Source organism: Bradyrhizobium glycinis (assembly GCF_016031655.1).
GTDB lineage: Bacteria > Pseudomonadota > Alphaproteobacteria > Rhizobiales > Xanthobacteraceae > Bradyrhizobium > Bradyrhizobium glycinis.
Genome location: NZ_JACCHQ010000036.1, coordinates 39,750 through 61,938, shown reverse-complemented (window position 1 = coordinate 61,938; position 22,189 = coordinate 39,750). Strand labels below are relative to the sequence as shown.

The window sequence follows — 22,189 nt, the reverse complement described above, 5'->3', positions numbered from 1 at the left end:
GATCGGCTGCATGCGCGTCTTCATGACGCCTTCCTGCAGCTCGGCGGTGACGTTGGAGAGGCGCTGCAACGGCACCTTGAACTCGGTGTCCTCGTTGCGGCGGGAGATCTCCAAGAGCTGGTTGCGGGTCAGGACCAGCTCGGAGACCATGGTCATCAGGTGCTCCAGCGTATCCACGTTGACGCGGATCGACTGGTTGGCGATGCGCTCGCCCTCGCCCGCGCTCTCGTCGGCCATCGACTTCTTCGGCGCGGCCTTCTCCTTGGCGGGCTTTGCGGTTTCCTTCGCAGTTTCCTTGACAACGGCGGCTTCGGCCGCCGGCGCGGCCTTGACCTCGGCCTTGACCTCGGCCTTGGCAACGGACGCGGGCACCGGCGCTTCGATCGCGGTCTCGCGGAAGGCGCGCTCGAGCTCGTCGAGCGAGACCTCGCCCGGACGCAAGGGGCGCTCCAGGGTCTGCTCGACCAGCGTGCCCATGGTCATCGCCTTGGCGGGCGCAGCCGCCGGGGCTTCCGGCACCAGCGGCGGCGCATCGGCCACGGGAACTGAGCTACCAGCGGCCGGCATCAGCTGCGCCGAGCCTGACATCGCCGCCATGCCCTGCTCGACCATCGCCTCCAGCTTGTCGATGAGATCGCGGTCGTTCCCCTCCGGCTCGGCTTCGGTTGCCTCCAGCCCAGCCAAAATCTCCTTGATGCGGTCGATCGAGGACAGGATCACCGTCACCGCCTCGGCGGTGACCGGCATGCCGTCGCGGAACTTGCCCATCAGGGTCTCGCCGGCATGCGCCAGCGCTTCCAGCCGCGGCAGGCCGAGGAAGCCGCAGGTGCCCTTGATGGTGTGGACCAGGCGGAAGATGTTATCCAGGATCTTGGCGTTGTTCGGCTCCTGCTCGAACTTCACCAGCTGATTGTCCACGGTGTCCAGGCTCTCGCTGGTCTCCGTCAGAAACTCCCGCAACAGATCATCCATGAAAACAGGCCTTCATACAGGAAGGGCGCGCACGAGGCGTGATGCGCCATTTCGGAATGGGGCCAGCTTCACCGCAAAGCGTTTAATATTGGTTGAGTATGTGCAAAAGAACGGAACCAACAAAGAGATAAGGCGCTCCGGACAAGCCGAAGCGCCTCGTCAAGATTGCATTAACACGTCGCGAGCGAGGCTTCGCGTTTACGAAGCGGTAACGATGATGGCTTCGCCTTCCGGCTTGAGCGTCACGGTGAGCCCGCAGGCCTGCGCGAGCAGCCGCGTGTAATAAGGCTGGATCGCATGCGCATCGGCAGCCGGCCCGCGCTCGCCGCTCAGGAGCTCGGAGATGTTCTGCGGCAGGCGCGCATTATGTCCGGTGGCGGTGATGCGAAAGCTCATCGCCTCGCCCTCGCCGACCGGATCGACCGTCAGCATGCCGCCGCGCGGGATCGTATGCTGGGCGACGACCAGCATGTTGAGCAGCAGCTTGACGCGGTTCTTCGGCAGCAGCAGCCGTGGCAGATTCCAGGTGATTGAGCACTTGCCGTCCTCGATATGGCCCTTCGCCATGGTCTGCGCGTCGCCGAGATCGATCTGCGCGCCGGAGGAGCCGGCCGCGCCGAAGGCAAGGCGGCAGAACTGGAGCCGGGCGGAGGCCGTCTTGGCGCTCTTGCGAATCAGGTCGAGCGCGAACTCGCGGTCCTCGGGCTTGGGATCGTCGTCGAGCACTTCGAGCCCGTTGACGATGGCGCCGACGGGGCTGATGAGATCGTGGCAGACCCGCGAGCACAACAGCGCGGCGAGTTCGAGCATATCAGGAGCGGCAGTGGTCGGGGGCGACGAAGCGTCAGACATATAATGGGGTCCTGGAGGGTTCCTGGAATTGCACGGCGCTGGACGCCGCGAATCACGCATGCTTGACGGATACTGCGGGTTCTAACATTCGCAACCCCGCGGCAGCTAGCTGCGATCGGTTCGAGGCGGCCATAAGCCCAAGCGAATCGATCGGGACGCATCAGTGGACGAGGAACGATATTGCCGACAGATGAGGCATGCAGGTGAAGCGGATCATTGACGGAGCGGCCGCTTCCGGCCTGATGGAGCCGCTGACCGCGCTGGTGGTGAGGGCGGGCGAGGCGATCCTTGCCGTCAACCGCGCTGCCATGCGGATCGACGGCAAGCAGGATGGCTCGCCGGTGACCGAGGCCGACCTTGCCGCCGACCGAATCATCGCGGAGGGGCTTGCTCAGCTCGCGGGCGACGTTCCGACGCTGTCGGAGGAGCGGACCGGGCTCGCCGCCCCGCCGTTTCAGGGCAGCCTCTTCCTGATCGATCCGCTCGACGGCACCAAGGAGTTCGTCGCCGGCCGCGACGAGTTCACCGTCAACCTTGCATTGGTGACCGACGGCGTGCCGCTGCTCGGCATCGTCTCCGCGCCCGCGCTCGGCCTGCTCTGGCGCGGCATCGTCGGCCATGGCGCCGAGCGCGTGAGGCTCAACGGGGCGACGATCGCAGCCGCCGAGCCGATCCGCACCCGCAAGCTGCCGACCCGGGGGGAGCCCTGGATCGCCGCGGTGAGCCGTTCGCACGGCGATGCCAGAAGCGAGGCGTTCGTCGCGAGCAGGCCCAATGCCGTCAGGATGACGTGCGGCTCGGCCGTAAAATTCGGCCGGATCGCGGAAGGCAGCGCCGACATCTATCCCCGTTTCGGGCCCACCTCGGAATGGGACGTCGGGGCCGGCTGCGCGGTCGTGACCGCGGCCGGCGGCAAGGTGACCGACGGCAAGGGCGGCGAGCTCCGATTCGGCCAGCGCAGCGATACCGGCTTCATCATCCCGGAATTCATCGCCTGGGGCGACCCGCAGGCGGTAGGCTGCTACTGACCGGGCTCGTTACTGCCCGAGTTTCTCCTGCAGGGCGGGCCAGCGCTTACCCACCTCATAGAGGAAGCGCTCGGGATCGGCGACGAAGGCGTCGCGATTGTCTTCCCGGCTGAACAGATAGAGCCGCTGCGCCACGATCGCGAAGAAATGCGGATTGGCGGCGACAGTGACGCCGCGGGCGATATCGACCGGATCATAACCTCCGAATTGCGGTCCGTAGATCTCGGGATGGGCCAGGAAAGAGGCGCGGTTGCCCTCGTTGCGGAAGCGCCAGACCGCCCCCCAGAGGTTCGCCTCGAACTCCGCCGTCCCCTGCACGGCCGCGCCGGCCACGAAATAGGCGACGGGGTCGAAGCCCTCGATGGCGACGCCGGTGAAGCGGTTGACGACGATCCGCTCGGTGGTGGCGGCCCCTGCCGGCCCGCCTGCGCCGAGGATCCAAATGCCCGCCAGCAGGCAGAGGCGGCGGGCGATCAAGGCAATTCCGGGGCGCAAAGGGCTATCTTCCTGCCGTTGTGCCGTCATAGTTGCTGCGGATAACATCCGAGTCGAGGGGACATCCGGCGCAACCTAGAGCCGTGCCTGTTGGCGTCAGGTTAAGGAAGCGACCGGATTCGGTACCAGGGGTTCTTTATGACTTTCGCATCACGCCTTGCTGCGCTCGCGCTTGCCGGGATGATCGGCTGGATCATGCCGGCCTCCGCCCAGCAGGCGCCGCCGCCTGACCTGCCGCCGCCGCAGCGGACCCCGACGCCCAATACCTATGGGCCGGACGAGCTGGTCACCGCCGGCCATCGCTTCTTCGGCAACGTCTCGCGCGGGCTCGCCTCGATCATCGAGAAGGCGGTCAGCCAATGGGGCCTGCCGAACGGCTACATCCTGGGTGAGGAAGGCTCCGGCGCCTTCGTCGCCGGCCTGCGCTACGGCGAGGGCACGCTCTACACCAAGAACGCCGGCGACCTGCGCGTCTATTGGCAGGGCCCCTCGCTCGGCTTCGACTGGGGCGGCGACGGCGCCCGCACCATGACGCTGGTCTACAACCTGCCCGCCACCAACGCGATCTACCAGCGCTTCGCCGGCATCGACGGCTCGGCCTACATCATCGGCGGCTTCGGCATGACGGCGCTCACGGCCAACAACATCGTGCTGGTGCCGATCCGCTCCGGGATAGGCCTGCGCCTCGGCGCCAATATCGGCTACCTCAAATACACCCCGCGGGCGACCTGGAACCCGTTCTAGGCGCGCGCCCTCCCCACTGCCCACCGATCAAGGTTAACGACAGAGCGGGGCTGGCTTTTTGCCGGCCCGCCATGGCATTGTCGTTGGTGAATTTTTCCTTAAGCTTGGGAGTTCTGGCCCATGGTCGAACCGATCATGTATCTGGCGATCGGTTTCCTGCTCTCGATGCTGTGCGGGCTCGCGATCGTGCCGCTGGTGCATAACCGCGCGGTGCGCCTGACCACGCGCCGGCTCGAGGCCGCCACCCCGCTGTCGATGGCCGAGATCCAAGCCGACAAGGACCAGCTCCGCGCCGAGTTCGCCATGTCCGCCCGGCGGCTCGAGATGAGCGTCGAGCAGCTCAAGAACAAGACCACGAGCCAGCTCGCCGAGCTCGGCAAGAAGAGCGACGCCATCAACCGCATGAAGATCGAGCTCGGCGAGAAGAACGCCACCATCTTCGCGCTGGAGGCGCGCGAGAAGGCGGTGAAGGAGCAGCTCCGCGCCACCGAGGAGGAATTCAGCGCCAAGACCGAAGCTCTCCGCCAGGCCGAGATCGCGCTGGCCGACAAGCAGGCCGAGCTCGCCAAGATCAACTCCGAACTGTCCGACCGCTCGATGATGGCGGAGAGCCGCCAGGTCGAGCTGATCGCGGTGCGCGCGCAGATCGAGGAATTGAAGCACCGCGTCGGCGATGCCGAAAAGGAATTTGCCGCCACGCAAGCGCGCCTCGCACAGGAGCGCACCGAATCCGAGACCGCCTCGCGCGAGCTCGGCGAGGCGCGCGGCCGCGTCGAGAATCTGAGCCAGCGCGTCACCGAGCTCGACCGCCAGCTCATCGTGCAGGTCAAGGAGGCCGAGATGCTGTCGGGCCGCGTCGCCGATCTCGAGGCACGCCTTGCCACGCAGGGCAAGCTGCTTGCCGAGCGCGACTATGAGAACAACCAGCTGCGCCAGGCCAACGAGGCCAACGAGCGCACCATCAAGGAGCTGCGCGTCGAGATCGCGGGCCTCAGCGGCGGCAAGTCGTCGGCTGCGATGGAGCAGCTGCGCGCGGAGAAGGCCGCGCTGGAGGAGCAACTGCGCACCGCGCGCGACGAGCGCGCCAAGCTTCAGCGCGACATCAACGCGATCCAGCAGCAGGCGGAGAGTTCCTGGGCGACCGAGCGCATGGAGAACGCGCTTCTGCGCGAGCGCATCAACGACATCGCGGCCGAAGTCGCCAAGCTCGCGATGCAGCTCGAAGGCCCGAACTCGCCGATCGAGGCGCTGCTCGCGGCCGAGGCCGGCCAGCCGCCGAAGCCCGCGCCGCGCCCGGCCAACGACGCCGCGACCAACGGCGCTACGGCGCCCCGCCTGCCCGAAGGCGGCGGAACGCTCGCCGAGCGCATCCGCGCGCTCCAGGCCCACGCCTCCCGCGCCCGCCAGCAGGGCGCGTAACCGGCCAAAAACCGGCTTCCCCTTGCGGAAGGCGCGACCTGACGAAGGTTTTCCGCCCCCGCGCCGCCTGAAAACTTGACACCTTCGGCCGGCACTTCTAAATCGCGGGCTCCGATGTGCCGGCCGGCCTAAGGTTGCGGCCGCCTGCATGATGGTCCCGGGCGCATAGCTCAGCGGGAGAGCGTTCCCTTCACACGGGAGAGGTCCAAGGTTCGATCCCTTGTGCGCCCACCACGCTTCGCCAAAAGGCTTCGCGTGGCGCAGCCACACCCAATAGTAGCGAAGCGTGTCCGGCGTAGCTCGAAGAGCGTAGACGGACTGCGGGTCTTGCTTCCCCTCTGTCAAAAAAAATCGCAAAACAACCCCATGCACAGTAGACGGCACCAGCGGGATCAAGGGGTTGCGCCTTTTCCGAAGCCGCGTTTGACTTGTCGGGCAAAACAGGGGCAGGATGGCATGGTCGGGAGAGGCGCACGGATAACCGTCGCAGCTGGAGCGGCCAGGCATCGATGAGCGAGCCGTCGGCTCACGGAGCCCGAACCGGCAATACCTGTTCCGCAACCACACGCACAGGCGGAAAAGCAACGCAATCCACCACGTCGAACAGCACGCTGATGCTGCCGTTGAATGACTGCGCGAAGGCGATCGCGTCATCACACTTTGCGTCGGCGATTTGTGTGCCGAGCGTGCAATGAGGTCGCCAGTTTCCGGGCCGATAGTGCAGCCGACAAAAGGCTGGATCGATTGCAGCGCTGATCGAAGCGTGCCATCGAACCAGCGTTTCATCGAATTCCGGCTCCGCCCAGAGCACGAGCGGCGGACCTGCAAACCAACAAATTCGCTTGAACGCGACGAGCAATTGCCCTTCGCGTCCGACGGCGCGGAGCATGGCCTACCACGCGCTCTTCGCGGTAATCTCGGCCGCATCATAGATCGCGAATGTAAAATGCGGCCGATAGCCGAGACCTCTCATCGAAGGCTGGTTCTCAAACGCGGCAACTTCATCCCACAAGGCTTCGATCCGCCTTGCCGAGGAATCGTCGGACCGAATGTTGATAGCCAAAGCCACGCGCTGGTCGCTCCGTGAATCAATAGATTTCTGTGTCGCCAGTGACGACAAAACCATGCCTTTTGTGCGCTAGTGAGCCATAAGAACGGGCAAATCCGCGTGCTCCATGATATAGCTGGTCGCCCCGCCGAATATCATCTGCCGTAGCCGCGTGCGGGTAAAGGCTCCCTTGATCAATAGATCGCAACCGTGTGCTCTGGCGGCATCGACGACCGCCTCGCCAGTTTCGCGCCCGTCCAGCTCAACGCTGATCAAGCTGGCCGCAATGCCATTGTATTGGAGTTGCCGAGCGATCTGACCGGCAGAGGGTCCTGGCACCGCTTGGCCGCCGATCACGGTTAGGACCGATACCCTTTCGGCCAGACGAAGCAACGGCATGGCAAATGCGTTTGCCCGAGCTTGCTCTGTACTCCCGTTCCAGTGGATCATGATGTTTGTTGCGACGCTTCTTCGTGCATTCGACGGCGCCAGCAGAACGGGCCTGCCGCTCTCAAACAGCGCAGACTCAATCGCGCGGCGGTGAGGGCCGGGAGCATCAATGTCAGACAGCGCCATCACGACCAGATCGAAAGCGCGCCCATAACTTCCGACAAAGTCTTCGCCCTCAGGCGCGTTCTCCAGCCAGCCGAAGCATGGCGGGTTCGACCCTGCGGTGGCTCGAGGAACGTCATGCTTTTGCATGAATGCTTCGTAAAAGTTGCGCATGTCGTTCAGTTCGGCTTCGCTCTTCACTTGATACGAATCCAGGAGAATGCCGGTGGCCAATTCGGCGGCCGCATATTGAGGGATGCCGAACCGGAGTGGAAAACCTTCGATATAGGCGCCGGAACGTCGCGCGAGGTCCAAGGCCATAGGAAGCGTGGATGCCATCATCGGAATATTCTGAAGCGGGACCAAGATCGTCTTCATTTTTGAATCCCCGATTTTTGCTGACGAAGAACCTGCTTTCAATTGGCGTCGTGTCTGCAACAGCTTCGCTTCGCGGGCCGTTCCGGCTTGCCACCGGCAACGGTTACCATCACGCGGCCTGCTCAAGCCTCGTATCGATCTCCTGGCGCAGCGCCGCGAAGTCGATTGGTTTGGTCAATAGGTCGGCGGCGCCCTTCTCCAGCGCCTTGCGCTTGGTCTCGGCATCACCGTAGGCCGTGATCATGATGACCGGTACATCGGGGCGGGCGGAGCGCACGATAGGCAGCATCTCCAGTCCGCTCATTCCGGGCATGTTGATGTCGGACAGGATCAGAATCAGGGTGGCATCCGCAATCTCGGCCGCGCGCTGCAATGCCATTGGTGCCGAGGATACAAACTCCATCAGAAAACGACCGGCGCGCAGATCACGCCGAAACTGCTGGCGGAACAGCGCCTCGACATCGGGCTCGTCGTCGACCACCATGATATAGACACTCAATTTCTGCCTCCGCTCTGCAATGGTGCCGCCCGCGTACGCGGCAGCGTAATGATGAACTCGGTATATTTGCCCGGCTCGGTATCGACCTCGATGCTGCCGCCGTGCTGCTTCACAATGATGTCGTGGCAGATTGAAAGACCAAGGCCGGTACCTTCGCCGGCCGGCTTGGTCGTGAAGAATGGATTGAATATCTTCTCTCTGACATCGGCCGGAATGCCGGTGCCATTGTCGCGAATGCGGATTTCGACGGCGCCACCGAGGTCCGTGGTCGTCGCACGCAGCCTTGGCTCGAAGCCGTCACCGACGGCGTCCTTTTGCTTGTTGGCCGCGTAGAAACCGTTTGAAACCAGATTGAGGAACACCCGCGTGATTTCCTGCGGATACAGCTCCAGCGCCCCCGCAGACGGGTCGAGTTTTCGTTCAAGCGTGATATTGAAGCCGGCTCTTTCAGCGCGGGCTCCGTGGTAGGCCAGGTTGAGACTTTCCTCGAGGATGGCGTTGATGTCCGCCGCGCGGCGTTCGCCAGATCCTTCGCGGGAGTGCAGAAGCATATTCTTGACAATGGAATCGGCGCGCGTTCCGTGCTGCACGATCTTTTCCAGGTTACCTTGCAGCATGTGAATCAGCGCGTCGATGTCCTGCCTTTCCGCCTCGCCCAGGCTAGCTGAGCGCAGCGCTTCGCCGAGCTCGTCGGTGAGTTCGGAGGACAGCGCAGCAAAATTGTTGACGAAATTGAGCGGGTTCTTGATCTCATGCGCAATGCCGGCGGTGAGTTGCCCGAGCGAGGCCAGCTTCTCGGTCTGGATCAGCCGATCCTGCGCATTTCGCAATTCTTCGAGCGATTGCGACAATTCCATAGTGCGCTCGCGCAGTTCATTCAGCAGGCGTGCATTCTCGATCGCGATCACGCCCTGGTGTGCGAAGTTGGACACGAGCTCGATCTGCTTGTCCGTGAAAGGTTTGACTTCCTGGCGGAAGATCGTGATGGTGCCAATCAGCTCATCTTCCTTCAGCATGGGCACGATGACGAGGGTCCTTGCGCCAGCAAGGTCGGCGAGCGCGCGAACATTGGGGTTGCCTTCGATATAGGGGGACTGCGTCCTGATGTCGTCGATATGAACCGTCTGATGAGTCTTCTCGACGGTGCCGAGCCCACTCGCGGGGTGTGGGCGAATGTTCTGGTAGAGCCGGGTATCGACATAAGCTTGCGGCGCGTTGTGCAACGCGACCGTGCGAAAGCCGCCCTCCTCGTAGAGATTCATGGTGCCAAAGCCGGCGCCGCAAATTCGCGTCGCATTCTCCAGCATCTTATGGAAGACCGGGGTGAGTTCGCCCGAGGAAGCGCTTATGATTTCCAGCACCTCCGACGTTGCCGTCTGCCGCTCCAGCGATTCATTCAATTGCTCGAACAGACGCACATTGCCGATGGCGATAACAGCCTGATCGGCAAAGGTCTGCAGCAAGGTGATCTGCTTGTCGTCGAATGGGCGTACCTCCATACGACGCAGCACGATCGCCCCCATGCTCTCGCCTTCGCGCAAGAGCGGCACACTCAAAATGGTCCGAACGTTGGAGCGAAGCGCATATTCGCGTCCTGTCGGGTATTGTTCCCCCTCAGGCCCGAGCAAGTCGTGCACATGAACGGTGCGACGATCGATAATCGCCCGGCCGGTCGGCGATTCGACACTGATCGATCGGCGGCTCCACACCACGGGAACCTGGCCATGGTGTGCCTGGATGACGAGATCGTCGCCATCCCTCAGAACGACCAAAGCATCATATGCCTCGCAAAGCCCGCATGCGCTTTCCACGATCGCCTTGAGCACCGGTCCGACTTCAGTCGGAGAGGAGGCGATGACCCTCAAGATATTGGCGCTGCCGGTCTGGTACGTCAGCGCCTCGGATAGATCTCGCGTCCTGGTTTGCAATTGTTCGAACAGCCGGACATTCTCGATGGCGATCACCGCCTGGTCGGCAAAGGTCTGCACGATCTCAATCTGTCGCTGGCTGAACGGGCCCGGCGCCGGCCGTGCCAAACTGAGCACCCCGATCACAACGCCCTCCCGGACGAGAGGTACGTTGAGGGTCGCGCGATAGCCGCCGATCCTCGCGAGGTCATGCCGCGAGAAGTCGGGGTCTTTCATGAGATCGGCGACATGATCGACCCGGCCAGTGAGCGCTGCCCGGCCGCTGGGCGTGTCGCGGCTCGGCGCAAGCGGCTGGCTTTTGCGCAGCGCGACCCATTCCGGCGGGTTGTTATGGGCGGCCTCGAGGTGCAGCAGCCCATCGCGAATGAGATAGATCGCTGCTCTGGGATCGCCGCAGAGCCGTGCGGCCGAGCTGACAAGCGTCTCGAGAACATTGGGCAAGTCGAACGCCGAACGGCTGATCACCTTGAGCACGTCGGCCGTTGCGGTCTGCTGGCGCAATGACTCGCTGAGATCCTCAGTACGTTCGTGCAACTCCTTGAGCAACCGCGCATTCTCGATGGCGATCACGGCTTGATCGGCAAATGTGGCTGCGAGCTCGATCTGCTTTTCGGTGAAGGGTTGCACGCGCTTGCGGGCGATCACGATCGCGCCGATCGGCTCGTTCTCGCGCAGGAGTGGGACACCGAGCGCCGTGCGTTGACCAGCCATCGCGGTCGACGCCTGCAGACCGTATTCGGGATCGGCAGCGACGTCGAGGATTTGCACCGGACGGCGTTCGAGGACGGCTCGACCCGTGACCGTGCCCCGGCCGGGACCGATCGGATGAGCCTGCAGAAAGGAGATGTAGTCCTCGGAAAACCCGACCGCTGCTCCGGCGTGATATTCATCGCCCTCGCGGCGCATGATGAATGCCATCTCCGCCTCGCACAGCCGTGCCGCCGAATCGACCAGCGTGTCGAGCACGGTTTGCAGATCGAAGGTCGAGCGGCTGATCACCTTCAGCACATCGGCAGTGGCGGTTTGCTGCTGCAGCGATTCGGCGAGATCGCGCGTTTTCGCCTGGACCTCATCGAACAGCCGCACATTTTCAATCGCGATAACGGCCTGATCGGCGAAAGTGGAGACTAGGTCGATCTGCTTGTCGGTGAACGAGTTCGCGGTCTTGCGGCCCAGGAACAGCACGCCGATCACTTCTCCGGACCGAAGCAGGGGTACGCCCAGAAGGGTGCGGTAACCGCCGGCCCTCTGTTGCTCGGGATAGGCATAGTCGGAATCGACGAGGACATCCGGGATCTGAACCGCCTTGCCGCACAGCAGGACGCGCCCGACCAGGCTACCGCGTCCAGCATTGAGCCGGACGCCCACGGAGACCTTGGCCCATTCGGGCGAGAAATTGTACCGAGTTGCGTGATAGTAGGAACCATCGGCGTCCTGCCGGAGCATTGCCGCCATGTCGGCCCCACACAGCGACGCCGCCGATTCCGTCAACGTGTCGAGAACCGTTTGCAGATCGAACGCGGAACGACTGATGACCTTCAACACATCGGCGGTCGCGGTCTGCTGCTGCAGCGATTCCCGCAAGTCGTCGGTACGCGCCTGCACCTCGTCGAATAGCCGCGCGTTCTCTATGGCGATGACAGCCTGGTCGGCGAAGGTCTGCAGAAGTTGCACATGATGCGGAGCGAAGGCCCCCGGCTCGGCTCGCGTTACGCTGATCATGCCGATCACCACGCCGCCGGTCGCGAGCGGAACGAACAACATGCTGCGAAAACCGCGGGCGCGCGCGATGAACTTGATTTCGTTCGTCAGCGCTTCAGTATCGGGGGTCGGCACCACCTTGCCGGCCTCTGCCCTCGCAAAGCTCTCGAAATCGGCAATCGGACGCGGGAACATCTTCTTCAATGCTTCATCGGCGGCAGAATTCGTCGGCGTGAACGCCGCCAAGTGGGCATTGCCGTCGATGAAGCGGAATACGGTCGTCGAAAAGCCGCCGAGCAGGGCATTTGCGCGCCTCGCGATAGCATCGAATACCGGTTTCACCTCCGACGGCGAACTGGCGATGATCTTGAGAATGTCCGCGGTGGCGATCTCGCGATCTTGTGCGGCGCGCAATTCGGCCAGGAGCCGCGCGTTCTCCTGCTGCAAATCCGCCACAACGTCTTGAGGAAGCGCGGGCATGATGAAAATCCACGTCGCCGGCCGGTTCGCGGCCGACGTCAAAATCTAATCAAGAAAGCGTCGGGAATTATTCCACCATCAGGTGCTTCCGACCAGACCTACCGTGAGTTGATTTTCAGTCAACTACGCGCCAATTCGCACCCCGCGATCGACCAAGCGGCAAGTTTCACGCAATGCCGCTGGAGGCCGATTTGCCTCGGGTCAGCACGGTGCAGGCCCAGGGGGATCGCGAGACCCAAGTGTCGCGAGCACCGTAGATTGCGTCCCGAAACACCTAGGAGAACCCCATGGCGACCATATTCATCACCGGCAGCACCGATGGCCTCGGCCGAGCGGCGGCGCAATCGCTCCTCGATCAGGGGCACCGCGCGGTGCTGCACGCGCGTTCGGCCGATCGTGCCGCGGCCCTCGGCGGGCTCCCTGCGCGTGCGAAGGGATTGGTGATCGGCGATCTCAGAAGCGCCGGGGAGACGCGGAGCATCGCCGACCAGGTCAACGCGATCGGGCGCATGGATGCGGTCATCCACAATGCCGGCGTCTACACGCGGCCGAGCCGCGGCTCGACGCCGGAAGGCCATGCCGAGACGCTGGCCATCAACACGCTTGCGCCGTTCATGCTGACGGCTCTGATCGCGCGGCCCGCCCGATTGATCTATCTCAGCAGCGGATTGCACCGCGGCGGAGAGGGCTCGCTCGACGACCTCGATTGGACCAAGCGGGCGTGGAACGCGGCCAATGCCTATGCCGAGAGCAAGCTGCACGTCGTCGCGCTCGCCTTCGCGCTGGCACGACGCTGGCCCAACGTCCTCTGCAACGCCGTCGATCCCGGTTGGGTGCGCACGAAGATGGGCGGCGCAGGCGCCCCGGTCGATATCGACACCGGGCAAAGGACCCAAACCTGGCTGGCAGTCAGCGAGGATCCCGCGGCCCTCGTGAGCGGCCGCTACTGGCATCATCTCGAGCAGCAAGCGCCGGCCCGTGAGGCGACGGATCCGAGATTTCAGGACCAGCTCATCGGCCAACTGAGTGAGCTGACGGGTGTCGAGCTGCCGGAGGTGTAACGTTCGATGTATCCTCGTCATTGCGAGCGCAGCGAAGCAATCCAGAATCCCTCCGCGGAAAGACTCTGGATTGCTTCGTCGCAAGAGCTCCTCGCAATGACAGCCGAGAGCGGCGTTTCACGTCGCGCGCTGTGGCCGCCAGGCCGTGTGGATACCGATCAGTGTCCCCATTGCGACCAGCGCGGCTGCCAGCAGCACCTGCAATTCGCCATCGTCGGTGGGCCCGATGGACGCCACCAGCCTGGTCACGATGACGAACAGAATGCCCACCGCGGCCGCGGCACCCACGCAGAGATAGGCGAGCTCGCGCGTCAGGCTGCGGCCGAGCAGTCCGAGCGCCGTGAAATACATCGCGCAGGCGTTGGGATGAACGAACAAGGCAATGCGCGCATAGCGGCCATAGGCATCGAACAGGGACTCGCATCGGCGCAGCGCCGCCTTCGAGGCCACCCGCTGCAGAAACGGCCTGAAGAAACGCGCCTGTCCATAGCTGAGAATGGCGCCCAGGACGATGGCGAGCCACGCGACGACGAAGACCGAGCCGTCCGCGGCCTTCGGGTTCAGCGCTATGGACATCAGGATGAGGGCGGTTCCGGGAAAATAGCCAACATACGGGAAGACCGCTTCCACCAGCACGCAGACGAACATGAAGGCCGGAAACCATGCCGACCCGGTCGCGCCATGGACAATGGCATTCAGGTCGAACAGGCTCGTCCTGTACAGAACGAGGTACATGCACATGGCGAGGCCCGCCAGCGCGTAGAATGGCAAGGCTCCCGACAAAAACTGTCTCATCCAATCATCAACTTCGTTTGGCGGAGACGACGGCCTCGCGCTGTTCCGGATCTGCTTTAGGCCAAGGGGATTGCTGCTGTCGATAGCGCTCTTTGCCACGCAAGCCTCAGCTTGCGTGCCCTACGCAATCGACAAAATCTCGATCTCCTGCGCGCCAGAGCCGACGACGTCGCCGACCGCTTTTCCCATCAGCGACCGCGCAACCGGCGCGACGAACGAGATCGAGCCGGCCTTGGGATCGGCTTCGTCCTCGCCGACGATGCGGTAGGTCTCGACGCGGCCGTCAGCGCGGCTGAAGCTCACGGTGCTGCCGAAGGCGACGACGTCGGTCGCGACAGGATCAGGCATCACCTGGGCCGTGCGCAGGCGTTCGGTGAGATAGCGGAGATCGCGCAGGGGCACGGCCGACTGTCGGCGCCTCTCGTTGACGTCCTCGATGGCTTGCGCGGCATCATAGGCCGCGCGCGCTTCGGCGAGCTGCGTCTGCAACGCCTTGAAGCCTGCTTCCGTCACGAGGTTCGGATGCGGCGAGATCGGGCGGTCCGGCAACAGCGTCTCGGACGCGGTTTCGGCGCTCTCTTCCTTGGTGAAGGCGACGCTCAATTGAAGATCCTGTCGAACTGTTTCGCTTGCGACGCCACGTGGCGGCGCCGACCGAGATTATATCTCAAGTTCGACGAAACGGCGGAGCTTGAAGACGAGATCCGGCACGGCCTGGCGGAACCGGGTTGCGTTCTGGAAGCTCGTCGAGAACGGCGCGAAGGTGAGCATCGCGTTCCAGTGCCGGTAACCATAGACCGTAACCGAGACGCCGGAGCTCGGGAAGTTGTCCAGCTTGCGCAGCTCGCCGAGCACGAGATCGGCGATCGCCTCCGCCGGCAGCAGCCGCTTGCCGTCCCGCGTGGTTGCGATTTGCGCGGGCGGCTTGGCCGGCTCGGCGGCCGCCGGTGCGGCGTCGGGCGCGCTCTCGGCTTTGGCCGCATCGGACCTGGACGTCGCGACCGGCTCGGAGGGATCCGCCGGCACGATCGGCGGAACCTCTGCGAGCGGCGGCGGTGCAACATGGTCTGCGCGCTTGTTGCCTCCCAGGATGCTGCTGATCATGGCCACAAGGCCGGCATCCTTCACCTCGTCACTCATCATTCCCCCCGGCCCGAACGATCGGCGGCACCACGTATGATCACGTCGCGCCGCCGTGCGATCATTGTTTATCGAATGGTATGTAATGCTGGTACTGCTTGGGCACCGAGCTGCGGTAGCGCGACGGTACGGTACCGGTGTCGATCGAATGATCGATCTCCTGCTGCCGGGTCATCTTCTTCTTCGCCGGCTTCTTTGACGCGCTCTTCTTGCCGTCAGTGGGCTGGCTGGACGTGTCGGTGGTCGCGCTCGGCGCTGCCGTCGTCGCAGCCGGCGCAGTGCTTGTCGCGGCAGGCGCAGCGGTTCCGCCAGCGGCTGGAGCGCTCTGCGCCAGCGCGAGCGGCGATTGCGTCATGAGCACCAGCGCTGCCGTCGCAGCCAGGAAATATGATGTCTGCATCAGAACCTCCAAAATGCCTGATCCGAATGGGCCAGCGTAGGCCTCCGGCATCGATGCGTGCAAGTCTGTCGACACTAGGTCCGATCCCACGCCGGAACTGTGGTGGGGATCACACTGCGCGAGCTCCAAGGCCGGTCTCCTCCAGCCGCGTCGCGAACCAGCGCGACAGCCCCTCGTCGAGGAGGCCAGAGACATAGACCTCCGACATCGTCACATGATGCCTGTCCAGCACCAGCAGCAGGCCGATCCAATAGGGAAACCAGACATGGACGTCGGTCAGCGCCCGCAGCTTGTGCTGATCGTGCTCGAGCGGCGTGTGGTTGCTCGCCTTGCGGATTTCCACGGCGAGCAGATTGTTCGGGATCTCGCGCTGATGCACGACGACATCGGGGTAGATCGACTTGCCGAGATGGTCGTCGGTCGAGATGATGGTGCCGTGCGGCAGATGCAGCGTGCGCTCGCCGAGCCGGTCGTAATTGCAGTCGACCGACCAGCCCGAAAACTGCTTTTCCAGATGCACGGCGAATCGGTGCGTGACCGCCCGCTCGCCGACGTCCTTCTCGAACAGGAAACTCTCGTGGGCATAGAAGTCCCGGAGCGCCGCGATCACCTTGTTCAGCTCGGTCTGCATCGTGCCTCCGGGCTCACGGCGCTCTGTCTGTTGGCGCCCTACATCTGGACTTCGATCAGCCGCGGGCCGGGCTCGGCAACGGCCTCTGCCAGCGCCTTGTTGAACTCGTCGGCGTTGGTGACGGCCCGGCCGGGAACGCCCATGCCCTTGGCCAGCGCCACGAAGTCCAAGGTCGGGCGGTCGAGGCGGAGCATGTCGTTGGCGCGCTGGCCGGGCTCGCCGGCGCCGACATTGTCGAACTCGCCACGCAGGATCTGGTAGATGCGGTTGGCGAACACGATGGTGACGATGTCGAGGTTCTCGCGCGCCTGGGTCCACAGCGACTGGATCGTGTACATCGCGCTGCCGTCGCCGACCATGGTGATCACCTTGCGGTCCGGGCAGGCGATCGCGGCACCGATCGACAACGGCGTCGAGAAGCCGATCGAGCCGCCCATGTTCTGCAGCCAGTCGTGCGGGGCGGCGGCCGCCGTCGGCGGGAAGAAGCCGCGGCCGGTGGTGAGGGATTCGTCGACCATGATCGCGTTCTCGGGGATCGCACAGGCAATGGCCTGCGCGATCGAGGCGAAGGTGAGCGCGCCGGTCGGCGTGACCAGCTCCTGCAGAGCCTGCGGCTTGACGTCCCTGGCGCTGGCCTTCACGGCACCAGCAAGCGCCTCGAGCGCGGCGACCGAATTCTCGCCCCACGAGGTCATGCGATGCACCTCGCAGCCTTGCGGCTTGAGCATGCTCGGCTTGTTCGGATAGGCGAAGAACGCCACGGGATCGTCGGCCTCGACCAGCACGATATGACGGAATTTCGCCAGCATCGGCAGCGCGTTCTCGATCACGTAGTGGATGCGGTCGATCGAGAAACGGCCGCGGCCGCGCGCCATCTTCGGACGGAAGGTCGGGCCCATCACCGTGCAGCCGGTCTTGCCGGCGATGCGCTCGGCCAGCGCCAGACCCTGCTCGCTCAGCGCGCTGCCGGTCATCAGGAGCAGCGTGCCTTCGCCGTCGCCATGCAGGATTCTTGCGGCCTGCTCGACCGCCTGCGGCGAATAGCTGGCGCGCTGCTGCTCGACTGGGACCTCGGCGATACCGTCGGCCTCGTTCCAGGCGGTGTCGGCGGGCAGGATCAAGGTTGCGATCTGCGGCGGCGCGCTTTTGGCGGCGGCAATCGCCGCGGCGCCGTCGGCGGCGACCGATTTGGAATCCGGGGAGGTGCGGACCCAGGACGACATCGGACGGGCCAAGCCCTCGATGTCGGAGGTCAGCGGGGCGTTGTAGCCGATGTGGTAGACGGCGTGCTGGCCGACGATGTTGACGATGCCGGAATTGGCCTTCTTGGCATTGTGCAGGTTGGCAAGGCCGTTGGCGAGGCCGGGGCCGAGATGCAGCAGGGTCGAGGCCGGCGTGCCCTTCATGCGGAAATAGCCGTCGGCCGCGCCCGTCACCACGCCTTCGAACAGGCCGAGCACGCAGCGCATGCCGGGGACACGGTCGAGCGCCGCGACGAAATGCATCTCGGAGGTGCCGGGGTTGGTGAAGCAGACGTCCACCCCGCCCTTGACCATCGTCCGCACCAGGCTTTCCGCACCGTTCATTCTGTCTGCTCCCGCAACCGGCGTTTTTAAGTGATCCGTTCGATCAATCATTGTTCGCGCGGCCCGTCAAAGCAATAGCGGCCATTGCGGCCCTGCCCCGCGTGATGACACACGGATTTGGCTAACGCTTTCCAGCAAATTGGCGCAGTTGCGATTTGGTAACGTCAGTCGTTAACGATGCGACCCTCACGGGCCCGTGGCTTGCGGAAAGCGCGCAAATATGGCCTCTGGCTCCGGTTGAATCGATTTTTTTCTGGGGGAGACAATGATCCGGTTTTTTGCCGCACCGATGGCCGCAATGGCGCTGCTGCTGGCTGGCGCGGCCGATGCATCCGCGACGGGGATGATAGACTTCACGGGCACCAGTTCCACCGGCTATATCGGCCGCGGCGGCGCGAGCCCGATCCCCCGCACCACCGTCATGTACAGCGGCAATTACGCCCCCGGCACGATCGTGGTGAACACCTCCGAGCGGCGGCTGTACCTGGTGCTCGGGAACGGGCAGGCGCTGCGCTACGGCATCGGCGTCGGCCGCGACGGCTTCCGCTGGGGCGGGGTGCACAAGATCACCGCCAAGAAGGAATGGCCGGACTGGACGCCGCCCTCGCAGATGCTGGCGCGCCGGCCGGACCTGCCGCGCCACATGAAGGGCGGCATCGAGAACCCGCTCGGCGCCCGCGCCATGTATCTGGGCTCGACGCTGTATCGCATCCACGGCTCCAACGAGCCGGAGACGATCGGTCAGGCCGTCTCCTCGGGCTGCTTCCGCATGACCAACGACGACGTCACCGACCTCTATAGCCGCGTCTCGATCGGCACCACGGTGGTGGTGCTGAACAACTGAAGCGTCCCCACGCACGAGGTGCGCTCCCTCTCGCGCTTGCGGGAGAGGGGTTGGGGAGAGCCCGACATGCAGCCGGAACCCGCAGGGCGCGTGAATTTGCGGCCTTGTGCGCGCGGCGCGAATGCGGCAGCGTCACAGCACGATGAGCGCATTCGTCCCGCCCTCGCCCGGCCTTCGCATCGCCCTGCTGGCGCTCGCGGCGCTCGCCTGCGCGCCTGACACCGCTACCATGGCGGCGGCCGGCGAGCTGCCCGCGATCTCCTCGCGCCAGCGCGCCGAGAAGAAGAGCTTCACCGACGGCGAGATCATCGAAGGCTTCCTCAAGACGGCATTCGGCGCCGAATACCATCTTGCCGGCCGCGTCGACCGCATCCGCAAGTTCGACGGACCGGTGCGCGTCTACGCCGAGAGCGACCGCGAGGATCGCAAGAAACAGCTCGCCAAGGTCGTGGCCGACATCGGCAGGCGCGTGCAGCATCTCGACATCGCCATGATCGACACCAACGAAGCGGCGAACGTACGCGTGAAGCTGGTGCGCGACCGCGATCTCTTCCGCACCCTCTCGAGCTTCTACGGCGCCGAGAAGGCGCGCGAGATCCGCTCCTCGCTCGACCCGCAATGCCTGTCCGGCTTCCGCAAGAACGACAATTTCGAGATCGAGCATTCCGACGTCATCCTCACCGTCGACAACGGCGATTTCACCTTCCTCGACTGCGCCTATGAGGAGCTGCTGCAATCGCTCGGGCCGATCAACGACACCACGAGCGTGCCCTGGACCATGTTCAACGACAACGTCTCGATGGGCTATTTCGATGTCTACGACCAGTACATCCTCAACCTGCTGTACGATCCCCGCATCAAGGCCGGCATGACCGTGGCGGAGGTCAAGGCCGTTCTCCCCGCCGTCCTCAAGGACGTGCGCGCCTGGGTGAAGCGGGCGAATGATCTGAAGGAGTGAGGCGGTCCAAGGGAGCGAGCTACTCGTCGCCGTCCTTCTTCCGCAGCAGGTCCGTCGCAAGATCCGACAGCTTCGGCGGCGGCAAGGCCGCGAACGGCAGCGGTCGCGTCACATCGATGGCGGCCAATCCCAGCCGCGCCGTCAGCAGCCCGTTCAGCACTCCTTCACCGAGCCGCTGCGACAGCTTCGCCGCGATGCCGTGCCCGAGCATCTGCTGCACCAAGCTGTCGCTCGCGGCCATGCCGCCGGTGATGGCGAGATGGGCGATGACGTGGCGGAGCAGGCGGATCATGCCGAGCGCGCCGGGACGGCCGCCATAGAGATAAGCGAGCTGGCGGATCAGGCGCAGCGCGGCGACGAACACGAACAGCACGTCGATGGCGGCGCGCGGGCTCACCGCAGTCACGATCGAGACCTTTTGCGCCGCCGACGACACCAGCCGCCGCGCCTCGGCATCCAGCGGCGACATCAACTCGCGCTCGGCGAGGCGGATCATGTCGGCGCCGTCGATGATCTCGCCGGCATGGCTCTCCAGCGTCGCGCGGGCGCGCGCCAGCTGCGGATTCTGGTGCGCGATCTTGAGCAGGTCCTGGACGATGACGCGGCTCTCCTTGCGATCGTCGCTGGCCAGCACGGCCGCTGCCCGCTGGTGCAGCTTCTCGATGGTCGCAAGACGCGCGAGACCGAACGCCTCGCGCCCGATCACCACCGCAAGCGCCAGCGCGGTGACGGCGGCGAAGGCAAGACCGACGAAGCCGAGCGTCTGGCTGCGCGCGAACAGATCCTCGATCAGATGCACCACGCCGAGCCCGGTGCCGAGCAGCGTCAAGCCCGCGAGCCCCGACCAGAACAGCGTGCCCCAGGGAAAGCCGCGCCGCGCCGGGACTGCGGCTTGCACCGGCACCGGCAGCATCGCCGGATCGGGCTCCGGCGTGATGTGGATGGTGGCGCGACCGAGACGGCCGGTCTCGTCGGCCTCGGCGACGACGACGCCGGGATCGTCGAGCCGGAACGTCGCCGGCCGCCGGGGCTTCGATCGGTCGTTCATGCGAGCTTGTCTCCGATCAGGAACTGCAAGGCACGGTCGAGGCGGATGTGTGGCAGCGTCGGCTCGTCGGAGCCCTCGCGGTCGAGCTTCGGTGGGCGGAAACGCAGGAAGCGGAAATCGCTGTTCCCGGCCGCCTCGGTCGCGAGCCCGCGGAACGCATCCGTCCCGTTGAACAGCGGTTCGGGATCGAGCGGAAGATCGCCCGGAAAGGTCGCAACCTCGATGTTGCCGTCGAAGAACTCGCCCCCGGCGCTTTCGCCCGCGGCGGGTGTTCCCAGGATCGACGGCAACTTGTCGCGGCCCCGCGCCACCTGCGCTTCGCGCGTGGCGCGCACGGCCGCCAGCGCCACGACGTCGATCGCCGCGCCGGTGTTTTCCGCGCGCGCAACGGCGCGCGAGACGGCGCGGCGCAGCACGGCCTCGAGCCGGTCGTGGCTGGAGTGATGCAGATGATCCGCCTTGGTCGCGGCGAACAGGATGCGGTCGATGCGCGGCCGGAACAGGCTCGAGAGGATCGTGCTGCGGCCGATGTTGAAGCAGTCGAGAATGCCAGAGAGCGCGGCTTCGAGATCGTGCAGCGCTTCGGGGCCGGAGTTGAACGCGGAGAGCGCATCGGCCAGCACGATCTGGCGATCGAGCCGCGCAAAATGATCGCGGAAGAACGGCCGCACCACGACGTCCTTGTAGGCCTCGAAGCGCCGCACCATCATCGCCCACAGCGATCCCTCGGGCGCCTGGCCGGCAGCAGGCACGTCCAGCGGCGCAAAGGTCAGCGCCGGCGTATCGGCGAGATTGCCGGGCATCAGGAAGCGGCCGGGCGGCAACAGGCTCATCGCAAAGCGCTCGTCGCGGCAGTTACGCAAATAATCGGTGAAGAGCTTTGCGGCTGTCAGCGTCGCCTGCTCGTCCTCGCGCGCCTCGGGCTTGAGCGTTGCAAGATGGGCGTGCCACTCGGCCGCGAGATGCGCGCGCGGCGCCTCGCGCGACAGCGCCAGGCTCTCCGTGGACCATTGCTCGTAGCTCTTGTGGAGCAGCGGCAGGTCCAGCAGCCATTCGCCGGGATAGTCGACGATGTCGAGCGTCAGCGTGCGGTCGGCGCCGTTCGGGCGCTGATAGTCGATCACGAGCCTGAGCTCGCTGATATCCACGGTCGAGTTCGGCCAGCGCCGTTCCTCGATCAGCGCGCGCAGATGGTTCTCATAGGCAAAGCGCGGCACGGCATCATCAGGCTGCGGCGCCAGGTGCGCCCGCGCGATCCGGCCCGAGGCATAGGCCTCGAACACCGGAAACCGGCCGCCGCGCGTCAGTCCATGGATCAGCGCGGTGATGAATACGGTCTTACCGGCGCGCGACAGGCCGGTGACACCAAGCCGCACCGTCGGATTGAAGAAGTGCTCGCCATAGTCGAGCAGCGCGCGCGCCGACAGCCGCGCCTCCTCGACCATATCCTGGAAACTGAATGCCATATGAACGCGAGGGGATCTCGGGCGAGGGATACGCAAAACGGATTAGTCACAAAAGTGGCAATTGCCTGAGGAAATTCAAGCTTTCATACTTCCACCGCCTTTCTCGGCAAATCAGCCGTTGAACGACGCGCCGGTCCCGAAACACCTATCTAGAGGGCCTTGCC

At 64.6% G+C, this 22,189-nt stretch carries 21 protein-coding genes and 1 tRNA gene; 7 read left to right on the top strand and 15 right to left on the bottom strand.

What is annotated here, in order from left to right; all coding sequences use genetic code 11:
* Together HZZ16_RS33420 and chpT are read right to left on the bottom strand one after the other, a co-directional pair.
* Positions 1-972, bottom strand: a 972-nt coding sequence (locus HZZ16_RS33420; RefSeq protein WP_197954616.1) for an Hpt domain-containing protein, incomplete at its 3' end; no start/stop codon positions are given.
* Positions 973-1,170: 198 nt separating this feature from the next.
* Positions 1,171-1,824 (bottom strand): histidine phosphotransferase ChpT, encoded by a 654-nt coding sequence (gene chpT, locus HZZ16_RS33415; protein ID WP_197954608.1) that lies wholly within the window; start codon positions 1,822-1,824, stop codon positions 1,171-1,173.
* Between the two features lie 197 nt (positions 1,825-2,021).
* Between chpT and HZZ16_RS33410 the strand changes: the two genes are divergently transcribed.
* Positions 2,022-2,852 carry a 3'(2'),5'-bisphosphate nucleotidase CysQ family protein gene (locus tag HZZ16_RS33410; protein WP_197954607.1) on the top strand — a complete coding sequence of 277 codons (831 nt, stop codon included), beginning with the start codon at positions 2,022-2,024 and terminating at the stop codon, positions 2,850-2,852.
* A 9-nt stretch (positions 2,853-2,861) separates the two neighbouring features.
* On the opposite strand, the gene HZZ16_RS33405 is transcribed toward HZZ16_RS33410, so the two are convergent.
* On the bottom strand, positions 2,862-3,347 hold the full coding sequence (locus HZZ16_RS33405) for a YHS domain-containing (seleno)protein (RefSeq protein WP_197954606.1): 486 nt from the start codon (positions 3,345-3,347) through the stop codon (positions 2,862-2,864).
* Positions 3,348-3,485: 138 nt separating this feature from the next.
* Between HZZ16_RS33405 and HZZ16_RS33400 the strand changes: the two genes are divergently transcribed.
* From HZZ16_RS33400 to HZZ16_RS33390, 3 genes are all read left to right on the top strand, one after another.
* The gene (locus HZZ16_RS33400; RefSeq protein WP_197954605.1) at positions 3,486-4,091 is read left to right on the top strand and encodes a DUF1134 domain-containing protein; all 606 of its coding nucleotides are present in this window, start codon (positions 3,486-3,488) and stop codon (positions 4,089-4,091) included.
* Positions 4,092-4,211: 120 nt separating this feature from the next.
* Positions 4,212-5,510, top strand: coding sequence for a coiled-coil domain-containing protein (locus HZZ16_RS33395; RefSeq protein ID WP_197954604.1), 1,299 nt, complete (start codon positions 4,212-4,214; stop codon positions 5,508-5,510).
* 159 nt (positions 5,511-5,669) lie between these two features.
* A tRNA-Val gene (locus HZZ16_RS33390) sits at positions 5,670-5,744 on the top strand.
* A 292-nt stretch (positions 5,745-6,036) separates the two neighbouring features.
* On the opposite strand, the gene HZZ16_RS37705 is transcribed toward HZZ16_RS33390, so the two are convergent.
* The 4 genes from HZZ16_RS37705 to HZZ16_RS33370 all read right to left on the bottom strand — a co-directional run bounded on the left by HZZ16_RS37705 (position 6,037) and on the right by HZZ16_RS33370 (position 12,096).
* Positions 6,037-6,399, bottom strand: coding sequence for a 2'-5' RNA ligase family protein (locus tag HZZ16_RS37705; RefSeq protein WP_246510611.1), 363 nt, complete (start codon positions 6,397-6,399; stop codon positions 6,037-6,039).
* Between the two features lie 249 nt (positions 6,400-6,648).
* Positions 6,649-7,488, bottom strand: coding sequence for a universal stress protein (locus tag HZZ16_RS33380; protein WP_197954602.1), 840 nt, complete (start codon positions 7,486-7,488; stop codon positions 6,649-6,651).
* Positions 7,489-7,597: 109 nt separating this feature from the next.
* Positions 7,598-7,987, bottom strand: a complete 390-nt coding sequence (locus HZZ16_RS33375) for a response regulator (RefSeq protein WP_197954600.1) — start codon at positions 7,985-7,987, stop codon at positions 7,598-7,600.
* Entirely contained in the window at positions 7,984-12,096 is a 4,113-nt protein-coding gene (locus tag HZZ16_RS33370; RefSeq protein ID WP_246510610.1) for a GAF domain-containing protein, read from the bottom strand. The genes HZZ16_RS33375 and HZZ16_RS33370 overlap by 4 nt, the downstream gene beginning before the upstream one ends.
* 287 nt (positions 12,097-12,383) lie before the next feature.
* Between HZZ16_RS33370 and HZZ16_RS33365 the strand changes: the two genes are divergently transcribed.
* Positions 12,384-13,157 carry an SDR family NAD(P)-dependent oxidoreductase gene (locus tag HZZ16_RS33365; protein WP_197954597.1) on the top strand — a complete coding sequence of 258 codons (774 nt, stop codon included), beginning with the start codon at positions 12,384-12,386 and terminating at the stop codon, positions 13,155-13,157.
* 117 nt (positions 13,158-13,274) lie between these two features.
* On the opposite strand, the gene HZZ16_RS33360 is transcribed toward HZZ16_RS33365, so the two are convergent.
* From HZZ16_RS33360 to HZZ16_RS33335, 6 genes are all read right to left on the bottom strand, one after another.
* The gene (locus tag HZZ16_RS33360) at positions 13,275-13,952 is read right to left on the bottom strand and encodes a hypothetical protein (protein ID WP_197954629.1); all 678 of its coding nucleotides are present in this window, start codon (positions 13,950-13,952) and stop codon (positions 13,275-13,277) included.
* 120 nt (positions 13,953-14,072) lie between these two features.
* Positions 14,073-14,555 (bottom strand): transcription elongation factor GreA, encoded by a 483-nt coding sequence (gene greA, locus HZZ16_RS33355; RefSeq protein WP_197954596.1) that lies wholly within the window; start codon positions 14,553-14,555, stop codon positions 14,073-14,075.
* A 57-nt stretch (positions 14,556-14,612) separates the two neighbouring features.
* On the bottom strand, positions 14,613-15,092 hold the full coding sequence (locus tag HZZ16_RS33350) for a hypothetical protein (protein WP_197954595.1): 480 nt from the start codon (positions 15,090-15,092) through the stop codon (positions 14,613-14,615).
* A 61-nt stretch (positions 15,093-15,153) separates the two neighbouring features.
* Positions 15,154-15,492 (bottom strand): hypothetical protein, encoded by a 339-nt coding sequence (locus tag HZZ16_RS33345; protein WP_197954594.1) that lies wholly within the window; start codon positions 15,490-15,492, stop codon positions 15,154-15,156.
* A gap of 109 nt (positions 15,493-15,601) precedes the next feature.
* Positions 15,602-16,123, bottom strand: coding sequence for a hypothetical protein (locus HZZ16_RS33340; RefSeq protein WP_197954593.1), 522 nt, complete (start codon positions 16,121-16,123; stop codon positions 15,602-15,604).
* 38 nt (positions 16,124-16,161) lie between these two features.
* Positions 16,162-17,709: an acetolactate synthase large subunit gene (locus HZZ16_RS33335; protein WP_197954592.1), complete on the bottom strand. Its 1,548-nt coding sequence runs from the start codon at positions 17,707-17,709 to the stop codon at positions 16,162-16,164.
* A gap of 265 nt (positions 17,710-17,974) precedes the next feature.
* On the opposite strand from HZZ16_RS33335, the gene HZZ16_RS33330 reads away from it, so the two are divergent.
* The gene (locus HZZ16_RS33330) at positions 17,975-18,553 is read left to right on the top strand and encodes a L,D-transpeptidase (protein WP_197954591.1); all 579 of its coding nucleotides are present in this window, start codon (positions 17,975-17,977) and stop codon (positions 18,551-18,553) included.
* Between the two features lie 142 nt (positions 18,554-18,695).
* A complete protein-coding gene (locus tag HZZ16_RS33325) occupies positions 18,696-19,511 on the top strand; it encodes a DUF2927 domain-containing protein (protein WP_197954589.1) in 816 nt (271 codons plus the stop codon).
* A gap of 19 nt (positions 19,512-19,530) precedes the next feature.
* Here the strand turns inward: HZZ16_RS33325 and HZZ16_RS33320 are convergent, their stop codons facing one another.
* Both HZZ16_RS33320 and HZZ16_RS33315 read right to left on the bottom strand, forming a co-directional pair.
* On the bottom strand, positions 19,531-20,559 hold the full coding sequence (locus tag HZZ16_RS33320; protein ID WP_197954588.1) for a YcjF family protein: 1,029 nt from the start codon (positions 20,557-20,559) through the stop codon (positions 19,531-19,533).
* Positions 20,556-22,025, bottom strand: coding sequence for a YcjX family GTP-binding protein (locus HZZ16_RS33315; RefSeq protein ID WP_197954587.1), 1,470 nt, complete (start codon positions 22,023-22,025; stop codon positions 20,556-20,558). Before HZZ16_RS33315 ends, HZZ16_RS33320 begins: the two co-directional genes overlap by 4 nt.
* Positions 22,026-22,189: the final 164 nt, after the last annotated feature.